The 15444-nt window shown below is 72.1% G+C and carries 14 protein-coding genes; 6 read left to right on the forward strand and 8 right to left on the reverse strand.

Annotation, left to right across the window (positions count from 1 at the left end):
- Window positions 1–19: 19 nt before the first annotated feature.
- The 5 genes from OEIGOIKO_RS32870 to OEIGOIKO_RS32890 all read right to left on the reverse strand — a co-directional run bounded on the left by OEIGOIKO_RS32870 (window position 20) and on the right by OEIGOIKO_RS32890 (window position 6925).
- Window positions 20–1855, reverse strand: a complete 1836-nt coding sequence (locus OEIGOIKO_RS32870; RefSeq protein ID WP_125057088.1) for an IucA/IucC family protein — start codon at window positions 1853–1855, stop codon at window positions 20–22.
- On the reverse strand, window positions 1849–2421 hold the full coding sequence (locus OEIGOIKO_RS32875) for a GNAT family N-acetyltransferase (protein ID WP_125057089.1): 573 nt from the start codon (window positions 2419–2421) through the stop codon (window positions 1849–1851). Before OEIGOIKO_RS32875 ends, OEIGOIKO_RS32870 begins: the two co-directional genes overlap by 7 nt.
- Window positions 2418–3740, reverse strand: coding sequence for a lysine N(6)-hydroxylase/L-ornithine N(5)-oxygenase family protein (locus OEIGOIKO_RS32880; protein WP_125057090.1), 1323 nt, complete (start codon window positions 3738–3740; stop codon window positions 2418–2420). Before OEIGOIKO_RS32880 ends, OEIGOIKO_RS32875 begins: the two co-directional genes overlap by 4 nt.
- Before the next feature lie 64 nt (window positions 3741–3804).
- Window positions 3805–5391, reverse strand: coding sequence for a pyridoxal phosphate-dependent decarboxylase family protein (locus OEIGOIKO_RS32885; protein ID WP_246177698.1), 1587 nt, complete (start codon window positions 5389–5391; stop codon window positions 3805–3807).
- A gap of 271 nt (window positions 5392–5662) precedes the next feature.
- Complete coding sequence (locus tag OEIGOIKO_RS32890; RefSeq protein ID WP_125057091.1) at window positions 5663–6925, reverse strand: DUF1015 family protein; 1263 nt, start codon at window positions 6923–6925, stop codon at window positions 5663–5665.
- 141 nt (window positions 6926–7066) lie between these two features.
- Between OEIGOIKO_RS32890 and OEIGOIKO_RS32895 the strand changes: the two genes are divergently transcribed.
- The gene (locus OEIGOIKO_RS32895; RefSeq protein WP_125057092.1) at window positions 7067–8092 is read left to right on the forward strand and encodes an HAD-IIA family hydrolase; all 1026 of its coding nucleotides are present in this window, start codon (window positions 7067–7069) and stop codon (window positions 8090–8092) included.
- Between the two features lie 117 nt (window positions 8093–8209).
- Here OEIGOIKO_RS32895 and OEIGOIKO_RS32900 read toward each other — a convergent pair whose 3' ends face one another.
- Complete coding sequence (locus tag OEIGOIKO_RS32900) at window positions 8210–9109, reverse strand: siderophore-interacting protein (RefSeq protein WP_125057093.1); 900 nt, start codon at window positions 9107–9109, stop codon at window positions 8210–8212.
- Window positions 9110–9224: 115 nt separating this feature from the next.
- Window positions 9225–10268, reverse strand: coding sequence for an ABC transporter substrate-binding protein (locus OEIGOIKO_RS32905; protein ID WP_125057094.1), 1044 nt, complete (start codon window positions 10266–10268; stop codon window positions 9225–9227).
- Window positions 10269–10453: 185 nt separating this feature from the next.
- Between OEIGOIKO_RS32905 and OEIGOIKO_RS32910 the strand changes: the two genes are divergently transcribed.
- The 3 genes from OEIGOIKO_RS32910 (at window position 10454) to OEIGOIKO_RS32920 (ending at window position 13555) form a co-directional block, all read left to right on the forward strand.
- Window positions 10454–11497 carry an iron chelate uptake ABC transporter family permease subunit gene (locus OEIGOIKO_RS32910; protein WP_125057095.1) on the forward strand — a complete coding sequence of 348 codons (1044 nt, stop codon included), beginning with the start codon at window positions 10454–10456 and terminating at the stop codon, window positions 11495–11497.
- Window positions 11494–12603 carry a FecCD family ABC transporter permease gene (locus tag OEIGOIKO_RS32915; protein ID WP_125057096.1) on the forward strand — a complete coding sequence of 370 codons (1110 nt, stop codon included), beginning with the start codon at window positions 11494–11496 and terminating at the stop codon, window positions 12601–12603. Before OEIGOIKO_RS32910 ends, OEIGOIKO_RS32915 begins: the two co-directional genes overlap by 4 nt.
- 139 nt (window positions 12604–12742) lie before the next feature.
- Window positions 12743–13555, forward strand: coding sequence for an ABC transporter ATP-binding protein (locus OEIGOIKO_RS32920; protein WP_031010640.1), 813 nt, complete (start codon window positions 12743–12745; stop codon window positions 13553–13555).
- A 55-nt stretch (window positions 13556–13610) separates the two neighbouring features.
- Here OEIGOIKO_RS32920 and OEIGOIKO_RS32925 read toward each other — a convergent pair whose 3' ends face one another.
- Window positions 13611–13958 carry a sterol-binding protein gene (locus OEIGOIKO_RS32925; protein WP_125059262.1) on the reverse strand — a complete coding sequence of 116 codons (348 nt, stop codon included), beginning with the start codon at window positions 13956–13958 and terminating at the stop codon, window positions 13611–13613.
- Window positions 13959–14034: 76 nt separating this feature from the next.
- Between OEIGOIKO_RS32925 and OEIGOIKO_RS44010 the strand changes: the two genes are divergently transcribed.
- Window positions 14035–14574, forward strand: coding sequence for a hypothetical protein (locus tag OEIGOIKO_RS44010; protein ID WP_371858987.1), 540 nt, complete (start codon window positions 14035–14037; stop codon window positions 14572–14574).
- 7 nt (window positions 14575–14581) lie between these two features.
- Window positions 14582–15397: a TlyA family RNA methyltransferase gene (locus OEIGOIKO_RS32935; protein WP_125057097.1), complete on the forward strand. Its 816-nt coding sequence runs from the start codon at window positions 14582–14584 to the stop codon at window positions 15395–15397.
- The last annotated feature ends 47 nt before the right edge of the window (window positions 15398–15444 follow it).

A 15444-nucleotide genomic window follows, 5' to 3' on the forward strand; every position in this document is an offset into this window, starting at 1 on the left:
CCTCATTTCCGCCCGGGTGTCAGGCTCCGGCAGCCGGGGCGAAGCGGGCGATCGGGTTCTCCAGGGTGCCGATCAGCTGGAGGGCGCCGGCCGGGTCCTGGAGATCCACCATCTGCTCGTTGTTCCGCAGCTGGAGGCGGTTCAGGCAGGACAGCGCGAACTCGTCCGCGAACATGTCGTACTGCCGGAACTTGTCGGCGAGCTGTGGGTTGGCCTCCTGGTAGGCGGTCACGCAGTCGGCGACCGTACGCCAGAAGGTGTCCTCGTCCAGCACGTCGTTCGTGACCAGGATGCCGCTCAGGAAGCGGAAGAAGCAGTCGAAGACGTCCGTGAAGAGGGAGAGGAGCTTCTTGTCCTCGGGAACGTCGGCGCGGATGCGCTCGACGGCCGGCGGCAGTACCGCGTCCGGGTCCATCACCGCGATCTCCTCGGCGATGTCCTTGAAGATCGCGCGCTGTACGGTGCCGTCCTCGATGACCAGGATGACGTTCTCGCCGTGCGGCATGAAGACCAGGTCGTAGGCGTAGAACGCGTGCAGGACGGGCGTGAGGTAGGCGTCGACGTAGCGGCGCAGCCAGTCCGCGGGTTCGAGGCCGGACTCCTCGATGAGGGCCGCGGCCAGCGAGCCGCCCTCGGGGTCGGTGTGCAGCAGGGAGGCCATGGTGGCGACCCGCTGGCCCGGTTCGAGGCTGGGCACCGGGCTCTCGCGCCACAGGGCGGCGAGCATCTTCAGGTACGGGGAGCCCTTGGCGGTGGCGGCCTCGTACTGGCGGTGGTGGTAGCCGATGGCGGCGCGCTCGCGGATGATCGAGAAGCGGGCGGCCTGGAACGTCTCGTCGCTCGCGATCAGGCCGGCCAGCCAGTCGTTGATGGCCGGGGTGGCCTCCATGTAGGCGGCGGACAGGCCGCGCATGAAGCCCATGTTGAGGACCGACAGGGCCGTCTTGACGTAGTGCTTGGACGGGTCGCTGGTGTTGAAGAACGTCCGGATGGACTGCTGCGCCAGGTACGCGTCGTCGCCGGGGCCGAGGCAGACCAGGTGCTGCCGGGCGACCTCGGCGGCGAAGGTGACGGAGAGCTTGTTCCACCACTGCCACGGGTGGGCGGGGATGAGGTGGTAGTCCGCCAGGTCCAGGCCGAGGTCGCGCATCGTGGCGGCGAACCGTTCCAGAGTGGCGCCGCCGAGCTCGTCCCGTACCAGCCCGTCGTAGTCCAGGCCCTCGCCCGCGGTGAAGGTGGAGCGGTCGCGGCGCGCGGCCAGCCAGATCAGGTGGACCGGGCTCGCGGCCTCGGGGGCGTACGCGTGGTACTCGTGCACGCCGAAGCCGAGACGGCCGTTGTTGGCGACGAAGCAGGGATGGCCCTCGGACATGCCCGTCTCGATGGCCTGGAAGTCACCCTTCGCCAGCTCGGCGGCGGACGCGGGGCCCGCGGCCAGCTTGTACGCCGTACCGGAGAGGGTGGAGCTGATCTCCTCCAGGTAGACGGGGAGGATGTCGTCGCTGAGGGCGAGGGTGCGGCGCAGCTCGATGAAGAAGTCGAGGGCGTCCAGCGGGACCTCGGCGCCGTCGCGGCGGCGGGTGATGGCGTCGGCGTCGATGTGCCAGTGGTCCAAGCTCAGCCGGCGGGCGGCGAAGCGGTACTCGACACGGTCGTCGTCGCTGCGCACGACGTAGTGGCCGTCCTCGGGCAGGCGCTGCGGGGTCAGCAGGCGCTCGTGGGCGAACTCGGCGAGGGCCTTGCGGACGAGGAGGCGGTTGGCGCGCGCCCACAGCTCGGGGGTGAGGTGGCGGACGGCGTCGCGTGCTGTGGTCTCGACGGGGTCCGCGGTGGTGTCCGCGGTGGGGTTCAGCATGGGTTTTCTCCTCGGGCGGCCAGGAACTGGTCGCGGGTGCAGGTGCTCAGGTACGCCTCGCCCTTGGGCAGCGTGACCGTGCGTTCGATCTCGAAGCCGACGGCTTTGTTCAGGGCGTGTACCGCGGTGTTGCCGGTGGCCGGTTCGACGACGACGCGCCGGTTGCCGGGCTCGGCGAACAGCGCGTCCATGACGGTGGTGATCACGGCGAGGGTGAAGCCGTGCACCGGGGTGTCGGTCGGCGCGGTCAGGAAGTGCATGCCGATGTCGCCGGGCGCGGCCTCGTGGACCTCGGTGACCTCGCGGTGCGCCGGGTCGTAGCGTTCCATCAGGAAGGCGGGGACACCGTTGTGCAGACCGATGAAGGCGTCGTGGTACGGGTCGGCGTCGATGCGCGCGAACTCCGCCTCGACGGCCGCGAGGTCCGCGTCCTGCATCATCCAGTACACGGCTTTGGGGTGGGTGACCCAGCCGTGCAGCAGCTCGGCGTCGCCGGCCGGGTCGACCGGGCGCAGCGCGAACTCGCCGAGCGAGGCGTGGGTGCGGGTGAAGACGGGCGCGGTCATACGGGCGAGACCTCCACGGGGTGGTGCGGGCCGGCCGGTGCGGCGAACTCCTGGAAGGCGATGGACTTCTCGACCGGGTAGTACTCGCGGCCGAGCAGCTCGCGGATGATGCAGGAGTTGCGGTACGCGGCCATGCCCAGGTCGGGGGTGACGAAGCCGTGGGTGTGCAGTTCGGCGTTCTGCACGAAGATGTCGCGGCCCGCGGTGTCGACGCTGTAGTTGCGGGCGACGGCGTAGCGGCCGGCGTCGTCCCAGGCGATGCGGTCGGTCAGCGGTGCGAGGAACTCCGGTGTGGCGTAGCGGTATCCGGTGGCGAGGACCAGGCCCTGGGTGGCGTGGGTGAAGTCCTGGCCCTGTTCCTCCTGGCGCAGGCCCAGGGTGTACGTGCCGGAGGCCGCGTCGTACGCCGCTTCGGAGAGCGCGGTGTTGGTGAGCAGCCGGGTGGGGCAGGGGCCGTGCAGGTTCTTCTGGTAGAGCAGGTCGAAGATCTCGTTGATCAGCTCGGAGTCGATGCCCTTGTAGAGGTTCTTGTGCCGGTCGTTGAGCCGGTCGCGGGTGGCCGGCGGCAGGGCGTGGAAGTAGTCCACGTACTCCGGGGAGGTCATCTCCAGCGTCAGCTTGGTGTATTCGAGGGGGAAGAACCTCGGGGAGCGGGTGGCCCAGGTCAGGTGGTAGCCGTGGCTGTCGATGTCCTGGAGGAGGTCGTAGTAGATCTCCGCGGCGCTCTGGCCGCTGCCGATGATGGTGATGGAGTCCTTGGCCTGGAGGGCGGCCTTGTTCGCCAGGTAGTCGGCGTTGTGCAGGAAGTCGCCGCCGAGGCCCTGGCAGGCTTCGGGGATGTGCGGCGGGGTGCCGGTGCCGAGGACGAGTTTGCGGGCGCGGTAGGTCTTCTTGCCGCCGGTGGGCAGGTGGTCGGCGTGGACGACGTAGACCTGCTCGGTCTCGTCGTACTCGACGGTGGTGACCTGGTGGCCGAAGCGGACGCTGTCCAGTTTGGCGGCGGCCCAGCGGCAGTAGTCGTTGTACTCGGCGCGCAGCGGGTAGAAGCTCTCGCGGATGTAGAAGGAGTACATCCGTCCCGATTCCTTCAGGTAGTTCAGGAAGGAGAACGGCGAGGTCGGGTCGGCGAGGGTGACCAGGTCGGCCATGAAGGGCACCTGGAGGGTGCTGGTCTCCAGCATCATGCCGGGGTGCCAGTCGAAGGACGGTTTGTTGTCCAGGAACAGGCCGTCGAGCTCGCCGATGGGCTCGGTCAGGCAGGCGAGGCCGAGGTTGAAGGGCCCGAGGCCGATGGCGATGAAGTCGTGAGGGGCGGACACGTGGGGTCTCCGTTTGCGGGGTGTCGGTCGGCCGTCGGCTGTGGGGGCCGGTCGGCGGGGACGGTCAGCTCGCGGCGCTGAGGGCCGGTTCGGGGCGCGCGGCGAGGTACGCGCCGGCGTGCTCGGCGATCAGGTCGAGGACCGTGGCGATGTCGGCCAGCGTGGTCTCGGGGTTGAGCAGCGTGAACTTCAGGTAGTGCCGGCCGTCGACGACGGTGCCCGCGACGATGGCGTCCCCGGACGCGAACAGCGCTTCCCGGGCGTGCAGGTTGACCTCGTCGCTCAGCACCGGGTCCCGGTCGTCGGGGTACGGCAGGTAGCGGAAGACCAGGGTGCTCAGCTGGGGCTCGACCACGACCTCGAAGCGCGGGTCGTCGTTGAGGATCTTCCAGGCGTCGGCGGCGCGGTCCACGACCTCGTCGAAGAGTTCGCCGATGCCGTCGGCGCCCATGGTGCGCAGCGTCAGCCAGAGTTTGAGCGCGTCGAAGCGGCGGGTGGTCTGGATCGATTTGTCGACCTGGTTGGGAATGCGGCGCTCGGCCATCCGGGCCGGGTTGAGGTAGTCGGCGTGGTACGTGACGTGCCGCAGCGTGGCGTGGTCGCGTACCAGGACGGCGCTGGAGCTGACCGGCTGGAAGAAGGACTTGTGGTAGTCCACCGTCACCGAGTCGGCGCGCTCGATGCCGTCCAGGAGGGCGCGGCGGCGGGAGACCAGCAGGCCGCAGCCGTACGCGGCGTCCACGTGCATCCAGGTGCCGTACCGGGCGCACAGGTCGGCGACCTCGGGCAGCGGGTCGATGCTGCCGAAGTCGGTGGTGCCCGCGGTGGCGACGACGGCCATCGGGATCAGGCCCTCGGCCTCGCAGCGGGCCAGCTCGGCGGCGAGCGCGTCGGCCCGCATCCGCTTGTCCGGGCCGCACGGCACCGCGATCACGGCTTCCGCGCCCAGGCCCAGCAGGGTGGCGGCCTTCTCGATGCTGAAGTGTCCGGCCTGGGAGGCGAAGATGCGCAGCCGGGGCAGGATGTCGGTACGGCGTACCGGAGTTGCGGCGCCCTGGGCGTTCTTGTCCGGGTCGTTCTCGCGGGCGAGGGCCGTACGGCACGCCTCGTCGCGGGCCAGCAGCATGGCCTGGAGGTTGGACTGGGTGCCGCCGCTGGTGAAGATGCCGTCGGCGCGCTCGCCGAGGCCGATGCGGCGGGCGGTCCAGTCGATCAGGCGGCGTTCGATGAGGGTGCCGCCGGCGCTCTGGTCCCAGGTGTCCAGCGAGGAGTTGACCGCGGACAGCACCGCCTCGCCGACCAGGGCGGGGATGACGACCGGGCAGTTGAGGTGCGCGAGGTAGCGCGGGTGGTGGAAGTAGACGGCGTCGCGGAGGTAGACCTCTTCGAGCTCGTCGAGGGCGGCGGCGGGGTCGTGCAGCGGCTGTTCGAGGTCGATGCCGGCCACCGTGGGGGAGAGGCCGTCGACCGTGACGCCGGTGAAGGGGCGTTCGGTGGTGGATATTTTGTCGGCTATGCGGGCGACGCCTTCGGCGACGGAGCGGCGGTAGTGCTCGGTGGTGCTGTCGTTGAACAGCTGCGACCGGCTGTCCGGCGCCCCGGCGTGTGCGGCGGGCGACGGGTCCTCGGCGGAGTGCGCGAGGAGACTCATGAACGTGTCCTCCCTGATGCGGACTTGCTCACGTGGGGGGATGCGCATGGAACGCCCGCGCTGGGGCAGAAGACCGTCGGCGCAGGGGGGAACGGCTCCATCCGCTTACGTGATGAGGTAAGCCTAACCTAACTTGCGCGACGGGAGAGAAGGGGGTGCCGAGGCGCCGGCGCGGGACACGCGCGCCGGGCCGGCGACGGGCGGCGGAGAGCCGTACAGCCCGGAACCAGGCCTCGGGACAGCCTGGTTCAGGCCTCGGGACGGACCGGAGTCAGAGCTCTTCGTCCAGTACGCGCAGAACCAGACCAGTGGCCGGCTTGGGCCCGAAAGAGGTCGACTTGCGCGGCATGGTCACTCCGTCCATGGCGAGTTGGCGCACAGTTTGCTCAAGGACCGGGCGCATCAGGACGGCCGTACCGCCGTGCTTCGCCGCCTGCTCGACGGCGTCCGCGGCGCTGTGCAGATAGCTGATCTCGGACGGGTGGTCGCGGATCCGCCACACCTCGTCCAGCAGGGCGGAGTGCAGCACGGTGGCGTCCAGCTCCCGCCACGCCGCGGGGCGGTCCCGGCGGATCGTCCGGTGGAGCAGCTCCGGGTCCGGGCGGTCCAGCACGCAGAACCGCTCCGGCCCCGACGCCAGCAGGAAGGCGTTGCCGGGCGTCCCGTCCAGCACCGCCAGCGCCGCGTCGAGCGGGCCGTCCACCGGCCGGACGTGGAAGGCGCCGTCCAGCCCGGCCAGCGCGCCGTCCAGCGGCAGGTGCGGCAGTACGCGGTGGATGGCCCGCACCTGGAGCGGGTGGCGGGCGGAGTCCACCAGCAGCACCAGGCCGCTCGCCCAGGGGCTCGCCGAGCCGTTGGCGGGGTGCTCCTCGCGCAGCCGCTGGTAGGTGGCCCAGCGGTGGTGCCCGTCGGCGATCAGGGCGTGCCGTATCGCGAGGTCCTCGTCGACGGCGGTCAGGTCGGCGGGGTCGGTGACGGCCCACAGGCGGTGCGCGAAGCCGTCCTCGGTCGTGGTGGAGAGCAGCGGCGTGGTGCGGACGGTCCGTTCGATGACGCCGGTGGCGCCGTTGCCGGTGCCCTGGCCGACGTAGGACAGGAGCAGCGGCTCGAAGTTGGCGGCGGCCGCGCGCATCAGCGCGGCGCGGTCCTCGACGACCTCGGGGATCACGTCCTCGTGCGGCAGGACGGGGCCGTCGAGGTCGAGTGCGCCGATCAGGCCGCGCTGCAGGAGGCTGCCCTTGCTCTGCTCGTACACGTAGAGCGCAGGCCGGTCGTCGGTGGCCAGGACGCCCTGCGCACGCCAGCGGCGCAGCGTCTCGGCGGCCTGGCGGTGCCGGGTGGCGGGATCGGGGGCCTGCGGGAGGATCAGCCGCACGATGTTGTACGGGTCGGCCGTTTCGAGGTGGCGCACACCGTCCGGCCGTACGACGACGTCGTACGGCGGGGAGGTGACGGCCGTGAGGCTGCTGACGCGGTCCGGGGCGTAGCGCAGCCCGCGGAAGGGGTGGAGGCGGAGGCCGTCGGTGCTGGTCATTGGGGAATGCTATGCCGCCTTCGGGAGTACGGGATGATCGGGGGGAAACCGTTGTCCCACCGGATGTACCGGTAGGCCGGGTTCCGTTTCGCGGGACCCGCGGAGTCGGCGGAACCACCTGTGCAGAAGGAGCGAAACGGCATGAGCGAGCGGGTGCGCAAGCAGCCCGGACGGTGCGAACGGGCACTGAGCGAGGCGTACGACACGGCGCTGCTGGACCTGGACGGAGTCGTCTACGCCGGCGGCTCGGTGATCGAGCACGCCGTCGCGTCGCTCAGCACGGCCCGGGACGGCGGCATGCACCTGGCGTACGTGACCAACAACGCCTCCCGGACGCCGGACGCGGTCGCCGGCCAGCTCACCGGCTTCGGGCTGCCGACCGCCCCGACGGACGTGATCACCTCGGCGCAGGCGGTCGCCCGGCTGATCGCCGGGCAGGTGCCCGAGGGCGCCAAGGTGCTGGCGGTCGGCGGCGAGGGCCTGCGGGTGGCGCTGCGCGAGCGCGGGCTGGTGCCGGTGGACTCCGTGGACGACGACCCGGCCGCGGTGGTGCAGGGATTCGACCCGAAACTGAACTGGGAACGGCTGGCGGAGGCCGCCTACGCGGTCCAGCGCGGCGTGCCCTGGTTCGCCTCCAACACGGACCTGACGATCCCCAAGGAGCGCGGCATCGCGCCGGGCAACGGCGCCCTCGTGGAGGTCGTACGCACCGCCACCGGCGGCACGCCCCAGGTGGCGGGCAAGCCGGAGACGCCCATGCACCGCGAGACGGTGCTCCGTACGGGGGCGCAGCGGCCGCTGGTCATCGGCGACCGGCTCGACACGGACATCGAGGGCGCCTACAACGGCGGTGTGGACTCGCTGCTGGTGCTGACCGGCGTGACCACCGCGGCCGGACTGCTGGCCGCTCCGCCGCAGCACCGCCCCACCTACGTCGACGCGGACCTGCGCGGCGTGCTCGGCCCGCAGCCGGAGGTGTCCGAGGAGGCGGACGGCTTCGGGTGCGGCGGCTGGACGGCGTCCGTACGGGACGGCGTGCTGGCGCTGGACGGGGACGGCGCGCCGCTGGACGGACTGCGGGCGCTGTGCGCGGCGGCCTGGACGGCGGCCGGGGACGGTACGTGCGGCGCCGACGCGGGGAAGGCGCTGGCGCGGCTCGGGCTGTGACGCGCAAGCGCTGGAAAGCAGGGAGGGGCCCCGCTCGCTGACGAGCGGGGCCCCTCCCTGTGGTGCGTGTACGGACCGTCGTACGCGCACGGTACGGGGGCCGGAGCCGCGGCCGGGTCAGTCCTCGTTGTCGGCGGCGTCGCCGGCGGCCGTGCTCGCGATGTACTCCGCGAGCAGGTCCTCCTCGCTGGCGCCGCGCCGCCAGTAGCCGGTGAACTTCACGGCCCGGCGGTCGAACTCGCGCTCCCGCACGAGGTGGCGGCGCAGCATCTTCACGTTGCCCGCCTCGCCCGCGATCCAGGCGTACGGCGTGCCCTCGGGCAGTTCGGCGGCACGCACCGCCTCCAGCAGGGCGTCCTGCCCGTCCGCCGGCCGCTCGTCGGCCACGAGCCAGGTGATGTCGGCGTCCGCGAAGGTGGGCAGGTCCTGGCGGTCCGCCGCGTGGGCGACGGACAGGAAGACCTTGGCCTGGGTGCCGGGGGAGAGCCAGGCCAGGATGCCGGCCACGGCGGGCAGCGCCGTCTCGTCGCCGGTCAGCAGGATCCAGTCGGTGCCGGGCGGCGGGCGGAAGTCGACGCCGCCGTTGTCCTCGACGGCCGGGCCGAGGACCGAGACGCGGTCGCCGGGCACGGCGGACGCCGCCCAGCGCGAGGCCGGGCCGCCGGCCGCGGCACCCGGGACGTCCGCGCCGTGCAGCGCGAAGTCCACGTCGATCTCGGCCGGCTCGTGGCGCTGCTCGCGGATGGTGTACGAGCGCATCAGCGGCCGCTCGGCGGGGTCCTGGGCGCGCCAGGCGGGGTACCAGTTCTCGCTCTGGTCGGCGAAGACCGGCTCGGACTGGTGGGCCTGCGGGAGGAACAGTTTGAAGCGCTGGTCACGGCCGCCGGAGGCCATCTCGTCGAGCCGTTCGCCGCCGAAGGTGATCCGGACCATGGAGGGGCCGAGCCGGCGGGTGCGCACGACGCGCACGTCGAAGAAGCGGAACGGGGTGGTGGCGGGTGCGGCGGTCGTGGTCATGCGGAGGAACCTCCCGGAACCGTGACTCGGTGACTGCGGTGGGGGCGGTGCGGTGTGCCGCGCGGGGTGGCGCGGTGCCGTGGCCGGCCGGTGCGGCGGCCGGCCACGGGGTGCGTCAGGCGACCTTCTTGGCGTTCTGGATGACCTTGGCCAGCTCTTCCATCAGCGGCGCGGCGCCCGCGTAGGAGAAGCGCGGCTCGCTGGACCAGCCCGTGACCTGTCCGGCCTTGACGGCGGGCAGCTTGTTCCAGGCGGGCTTGGCGGCCAGGTCCTTGGGCTGGAGGGCGGAGGTGCGGTTGTCGAGCATGAGCACGTCGGCCGGGTACTTGTCGGCGTTCTCCCAGCTCAGGTTCTCGAAGTAGCCGCCCTTGTCCAGGTTGTCGGGGACGATGATGTCCACGCCCAGCGACTTGAAGTACATGATGTCGGAGTTGATGCCGGGGTTGGAGGCGTAGAAGAGGTCGGCGCTGCCGGAGCAGGCGAGCACCCGGACCGGGTTGGACTTGGCGGCCTTGCGCAGCTCGGCGGCGGCCTTCTCGAAGCGGGCCTTGGCGTCGGTGACCTTCTTGGCCTTCAGATCGGCGCCGAGGGACTGCGCCAGTTCGGCGTACCGCTCGATGATCTTCACCAGCGGGGTGCGGGAGGCGGTGATCGCCACCGTCTCGGCCAGCTTGGTGATCTTGTCCTTGCTCTCGTCCGGCACGAACCACAGGGCGTTCGGCTCGAACATGTTGGTGATCAGCAGGTCCGGGTCGAGGCCCGCGTACTTCTCGACCGCGAACTGGTTGTACGCGTTGCCGATGATGGTCAGGCGGTCCACGTCGATGTCGCCGGCCTGCGCGTCCGGCTTGCCGTTCTTCAGCTTGGTCGGGCCGAAGACGCCGACGACCTGCTTGTCGATGCCGAAGTCGTACAGCGCGGCCGCGGTGCCGGTGAAGGCGACGATGCGCTGCGGCGTGTGGTCCAGCGAGACCTTCTTCTTGCGGTCGTCCGTGAAGGACCAGGCACCGCCCTTGACGTTCCCCTGCGCGCCCGCGCCCGTGCCCGCGTCCTTGTCCTTGCCGCCTCCGCAGGCGGCCAGCAGGGCGCCGACGCCGACGGCGCCACCGGCGGCGAGAACGCCGCGTCGGGACAGGGATACGCTACGGGGGGTGCTCATGGTCGATGCGCTTCTCTCTGGGCTGGGCCTCGGCACGGCCGTCAGGGCTTGACGGGACTTCAGCCGGTCGTTCACGGTCTTCAGTGCGTTTTCGGACGGACTTCAGGCCGGACGGCAAAGGGCCGGTAAAAGGCCCTGCAGAACGACTTGATGTCTGATCGTGAGGGTAGGCTAACCTAACTCCCGTGTTGGTTGACAGTCCCCCCGAAGCAGCAAACGCCCCCGCGGCCCCGCGGCGGCGGCAGATCACTCGCTCGGCGGGGCTCGTCGCCTCCGTCGGCGCACTGGTGGTCGTGGCCGCCCTGGGCATCGTCGTCGGCGCGAAACAGGTACCCCTCGACCAGGTCTGGCACGCCCTCTTCCACTACACGGGTGACGACACCGACGTGGTCGTACGGGACGTCCGCCTGCCGCGCACCCTCCTCGGCCTGCTGGCCGGCGCGGCCCTGGGGCTGGCCGGCACCGTGATGCAGGCACTGACCCGCAACCCCCTCGCCGACCCCGGCGTCCTCGGCATCAACGCGGGCGCCTCGGCGGCCGTCGTCTCCGCCATCAGCTTCCTGGGGATCACCTCACTGACCGGGTACGTGTGGTTCGCCTTCCTCGGCGCCGCGGTCGTCTCGGTCGCCGTGTACGTGCTCGGCGGCACCCGCAGCGCCACCCCCGTACGGCTCGCGCTGGCCGGCACCGCCCTGTCCGCCGTACTGATCGGCTACATCAACGCCGTCAACCTCCTGGACACCGCGGCGCTGGACCGGATGCGCTTCTGGACGGTCGGCTCGCTGGCCTCCGCCACCCTGACCACCGTGCAGGAGGTCGCGCCGTTCCTCCTGGCCGGCGCCGTCCTGGCGCTCGCCGTCGGACGTCCCCTGAACGCCATCGCGCTCGGCGACGACCAGGCGCGGGCCCTGGGCGCCCGGCTGACCCGCACCCGGGTGCTGGCGATGATCGCCGTCACCCTGCTGTGCGGCGGCGCGACCGCCGCCTGCGGCCCGATCGTCTACGTCGGCCTGATGGTCCCGCACGTCGTGCGCGCCGTCACCGGCCCCGACCTGCGGTGGATCCTGCCGTACTCGGCGGTCCTGTCGCCGGTCCTGCTGCTCGGCGCGGACATCCTGGGGCGCGTCGTGGCGCGGCCCGGCGAGATCCAGGTCGGCATCGTGACCGCCGTCGTCGGCGGCCCGGTCTTCATCTACCTCGTACGGCGTCGGAGGATGGCCCAGCTGTGAGTTCCACCGTCAAGACCGACACCGGCCGAAACGATTCCCCGGCGGCCGGGCAGGCCGCCGCGCGGACCGGCAGGGCCGTGCGGGCGGTCCGCACCGCCGGCGGGCTGTCCGTGCGCCTGGACGTACGGACCCTCGTGGTCTGCGTGCTGCTGACGGCCGTGGCCCTGTTCGCGAGCGTGCTGCTGATCGGCACCGGCGACTTCCCGATGGGTCCGGGAGACGTCCTCGCCACCCTCACCGGGTCCGGCACCGCCGCGCAGGAGTTCATCGTCAACGACCTGCGGCTGCCGCGGGTCCTGGTCGGGCTGCTGGTCGGCGCCGCCTTCGGGGTCGCCGGCGCGGTCTTCCAGGCCGTCTCCCGCAACCCGCTCGGCAGCCCCGACGTGCTCGGCTTCTCCCAGGGCTCGACGGCCGGCGCGCTGCTCGTCCTGGTCTTCTTCCAGGGCGGCACCTTCGCCGTCGCGGCCGGCTCGGTCGTCGGCGGCCTCGTCACCGGGCTGGCGATCTTTCTGCTGGCCTGGAAGGGCGGCATCCACGGCTACCGCTTCGTGCTCGTCGGCATCGGTGCCGCCGCGATGCTCTACGCGATCGTCCTGTACCTGATGACCAAGGCGAACATCGTCGAGGCGACCCAGGCCGTCACCTGGATGACCGGCACCCTCAGCGGCCGGGACTGGGATCAGGTCTGGCCGCTGGCGATCGTCTGCGCCCTGCTGATCCCGCTGTCGCTGCTGTACGGGCGGCCGCTGCGGATGCTGGAGATGGGCGACGACGCCGCGTACGCGCTGGGCGTCCCGGTCACCCGGGTCCGCGTCGTCCTGCTGGCGGCGGCCGTCCTGCTGGTCGCCGCGGCCACCGCGGCGGCCGGACCGATCGCCTTCCTCGCGCTGACCGCTCCGCAGCTGGCCCGCCGGCTGACCCGCTCGCCCGGCCCCAACCTGCTGCCCGCCGCCCTCATGGGCGCCGCCCTCCTGGTCACCGCCGACTGGCTCTCGCAGCAGATCTTCGGCGCCGACCAGCTCCCGGTGGGTGTGCTGACCGGTCTGCTCGGCGGCGGCTACCTGCTGTGGCTGCTGGCCTCCGAACGCAAGGCGGGACGGATATGAGCCCCCAGGCTGCCGCACGGAAGCCCGGAACGGCCTCCGCTTCCGCCTCCGCCTCCGCTCCCGCTTCCGCCCCCGTTCCCGCCACTCCGACCGAGCCGCCCCAGGCCCCCACGACGCAGACCGCTACAAGGAGCAACCAGTGAGCCGTCTCACGGCCGAGAACGTGACCCTCGCCTACGACCAGCGGGTCATCGCCGAGGACCTCTCGGTGGCCATACCGGACCAGTCCTTCACGGTCATCGTCGGGCCGAACGCCTGCGGCAAATCCACGCTGCTGCGCGCGCTGTCGCGGATGCTCAAGCCCGCCGCCGGCTCCGTCCTGCTGGACGGCGCGGCCATCTCCTCGCTGCCCGCCAAGAAGGTCGCCCGCACCCTCGGGCTGCTCCCGCAGTCCTCCATCGCGCCCGACGGCATCACCGTCGCCGACCTGGTCGCGCGCGGCCGCTACCCGCACCAGGGACTGCTGCGCCAGTGGTCGGGCGAGGACGAGCGGATCGTACGGGAGTCCATGGACGCGACCGGCGTCGGCGAACTGGCCGAGCGCTACGTCGACGAACTCTCCGGCGGACAGCGGCAGCGCGTGTGGATCGCGATGGCCCTGGCCCAGCAGACACCGCTGCTCCTCCTGGACGAGCCGACCACCTACCTCGACATCCAGCACCAGATCGAGGTGCTGGACCTGTGCGCCGAACTCCACGAGGAGCAGGGGCGCACCCTCGTCGCCGTCCTGCACGACCTCAACCACGCCGCGCGCTACGCCACGCACCTGATCGCGATGCGGGCGGGCGAGATCGTCGCCGAGGGACCGCCGGAGCAGGTCGTCACGGCCGACCTCGTCGAGCGGGTCTTCGGCCTGAAGTGCCAGGTCATCGACGACCCGGAGACGGGCACGCCGCTGGTGGTGCCGGCGGCGCGCAAGGCGCGTACGGCGGCGGGGGCCGCGGCGTCCTGAGCGGGGGCCGGGGCGCTGCGAGGCGTACGGGTGAGGGGCCGGCCCGCGGCTACGGTCAGAGCAGCGACCGCAGGCGCAGCAGGTCGCGGAAGCCCGCCTCCAGCTTGACCCGGCCGCTGCCCCACGCCTTGGCGAAGTGCAGCTCGCCGTCGACCATGGCGACCAGGTCGTCGCCGCGCATGGTCAGGCGGATCTGGGCGCGTTCGGGCGGCGGGCCGGGGACGTTCGTGACGTCCTCCAGGGTGCCGTTCGCGAGCCGGCCGGTGAAGGTGACGTCCAGGTCGGTGATCCGGCAGCTCAGCGAACGGTCGAAGGCGGCCGCGCTGCGGATGTCGCCGTCGGCGGTGGACAGGTTCTGTGCGAGCCGGCCGAGGGCGGCGCGGCACTCTTCGAGGGTTGCCATCGAGATCGACGATACGCCGGTGCGGGACGGGCGGGCGGTGGCCCGGTCGGCGGGCGGTTCGAGGTAGCGTCGGGGCATGGAAGAGCCGAAGGAGCCGGTGGGCGGCGGGGTACCGGACGAGCGGGGGCCGAAGGGGCCTGATTCCGGTGGCCCGCAGGGCCGGGACCGGGGTGGCTCGGACGGCCGGGACCGGGACGGCTCGTACGGCTCGTACGGCTCGTACGGCTCCTATGGCTCGGGCGGCTCGGACCGGGGCGGCTCGGAGCGGGACGGCGCCGGGCCGGTCGGCACCGGCCCGGTCGGTCCGGAGCAGAGTGGCCCGGAGCCGAGTGGCACCGTTGCGGACCAGCCGGCCCGGAACGGCACCGGGCCCGCCGGACCGCAGCCGCTGGGTGTCGGGGTGACGCCCACCGGGGACGCCGCCGTCGACGCCCAGCTGCGGCGCCTGGCCGACGCCGACCACCTCGCCGCGAGCGGACACCTTGAGGTGTACGAGGATGTGCACCGGGGACTGCGCGACGCGCTGGCCGCGCTCGACCGGCGCCCCGGGCCCGCCGGCCCGTCCGGCGCGGCGCCGTCCCCGCAGCCGTCCGCAACGTACGACAACAGGAGCTGAACCACAGGTGGCAGGAGTGGCACGACGCCGACTCGACGCGGAGCTGGTGCGCCGCAAGCTGGCCCGCTCGCGCGAACACGCGAGCCAGCTGATCGCCGCGGGGCGGGTGACCGTCGGCGGGACGACGGCGACCAAGTCCGCCACCCAGGTGGAGACCAGCGCGGCCCTGGTCGTGCGCGACGACGACAGCGACCCGGACTACGTCTCGCGCGGCGGCCACAAGCTGGCCGGGGCCCTCGCCGCGTTCGCACCCCGCGGCCTGAAGGTGACGGGCCGCCGCGCGCTGGACGCGGGCGCCTCCACCGGCGGCTTCACGGACGTCCTGCTGCGGGCCGGCGCGGGGCACGTCGTCGCCGCGGACGTCGGATACGGACAGCTCGCCTGGTCGCTGCAGAGCGACGACCGGGTCACCGTCAAGGACCGCACCAACGTGCGCGAGCTGACGCTGGAGCAGCTCGACGGCGAGCCCGTCGACCTCGTCGTCGGCGATCTGTCCTTCATCCCGCTGGGCCTGGTGCTGCCCGCCCTGGTCCGTTGCGCAGCGCCCGACGCCGACCTGGTGCTGATGGTCAAGCCGCAGTTCGAGGTCGGCAAGGAGCGCCTCGGCAGCGGCGGAGTGGTGCGCAGCGCCGAACTGCGGGCCGAGGCGGTACGCGGTGTCGCCGAGCGGGCCGCCGCGCTGGGACTGGGGGTGGCCGGGGTGACCGCCAGCCCGCTGCCCGGGCCCTCCGGCAATGTCGAGTACTTTCTGTGGCTGCGCGCCGGGGCCGACGCACTCGACCCGGCGGACGTCGACCGAGCAGTGGCGGAGGGGCCCCGTTGACCAGTTCTGAAGCATCCGGAGCGGCTGAGACAGCCGGCTCGCGCACC

Origin of the sequence: Streptomyces paromomycinus (assembly GCF_003865155.1) — a bacterium.
Lineage (GTDB): Bacteria > Actinomycetota > Actinomycetes > Streptomycetales > Streptomycetaceae > Streptomyces > Streptomyces chrestomyceticus.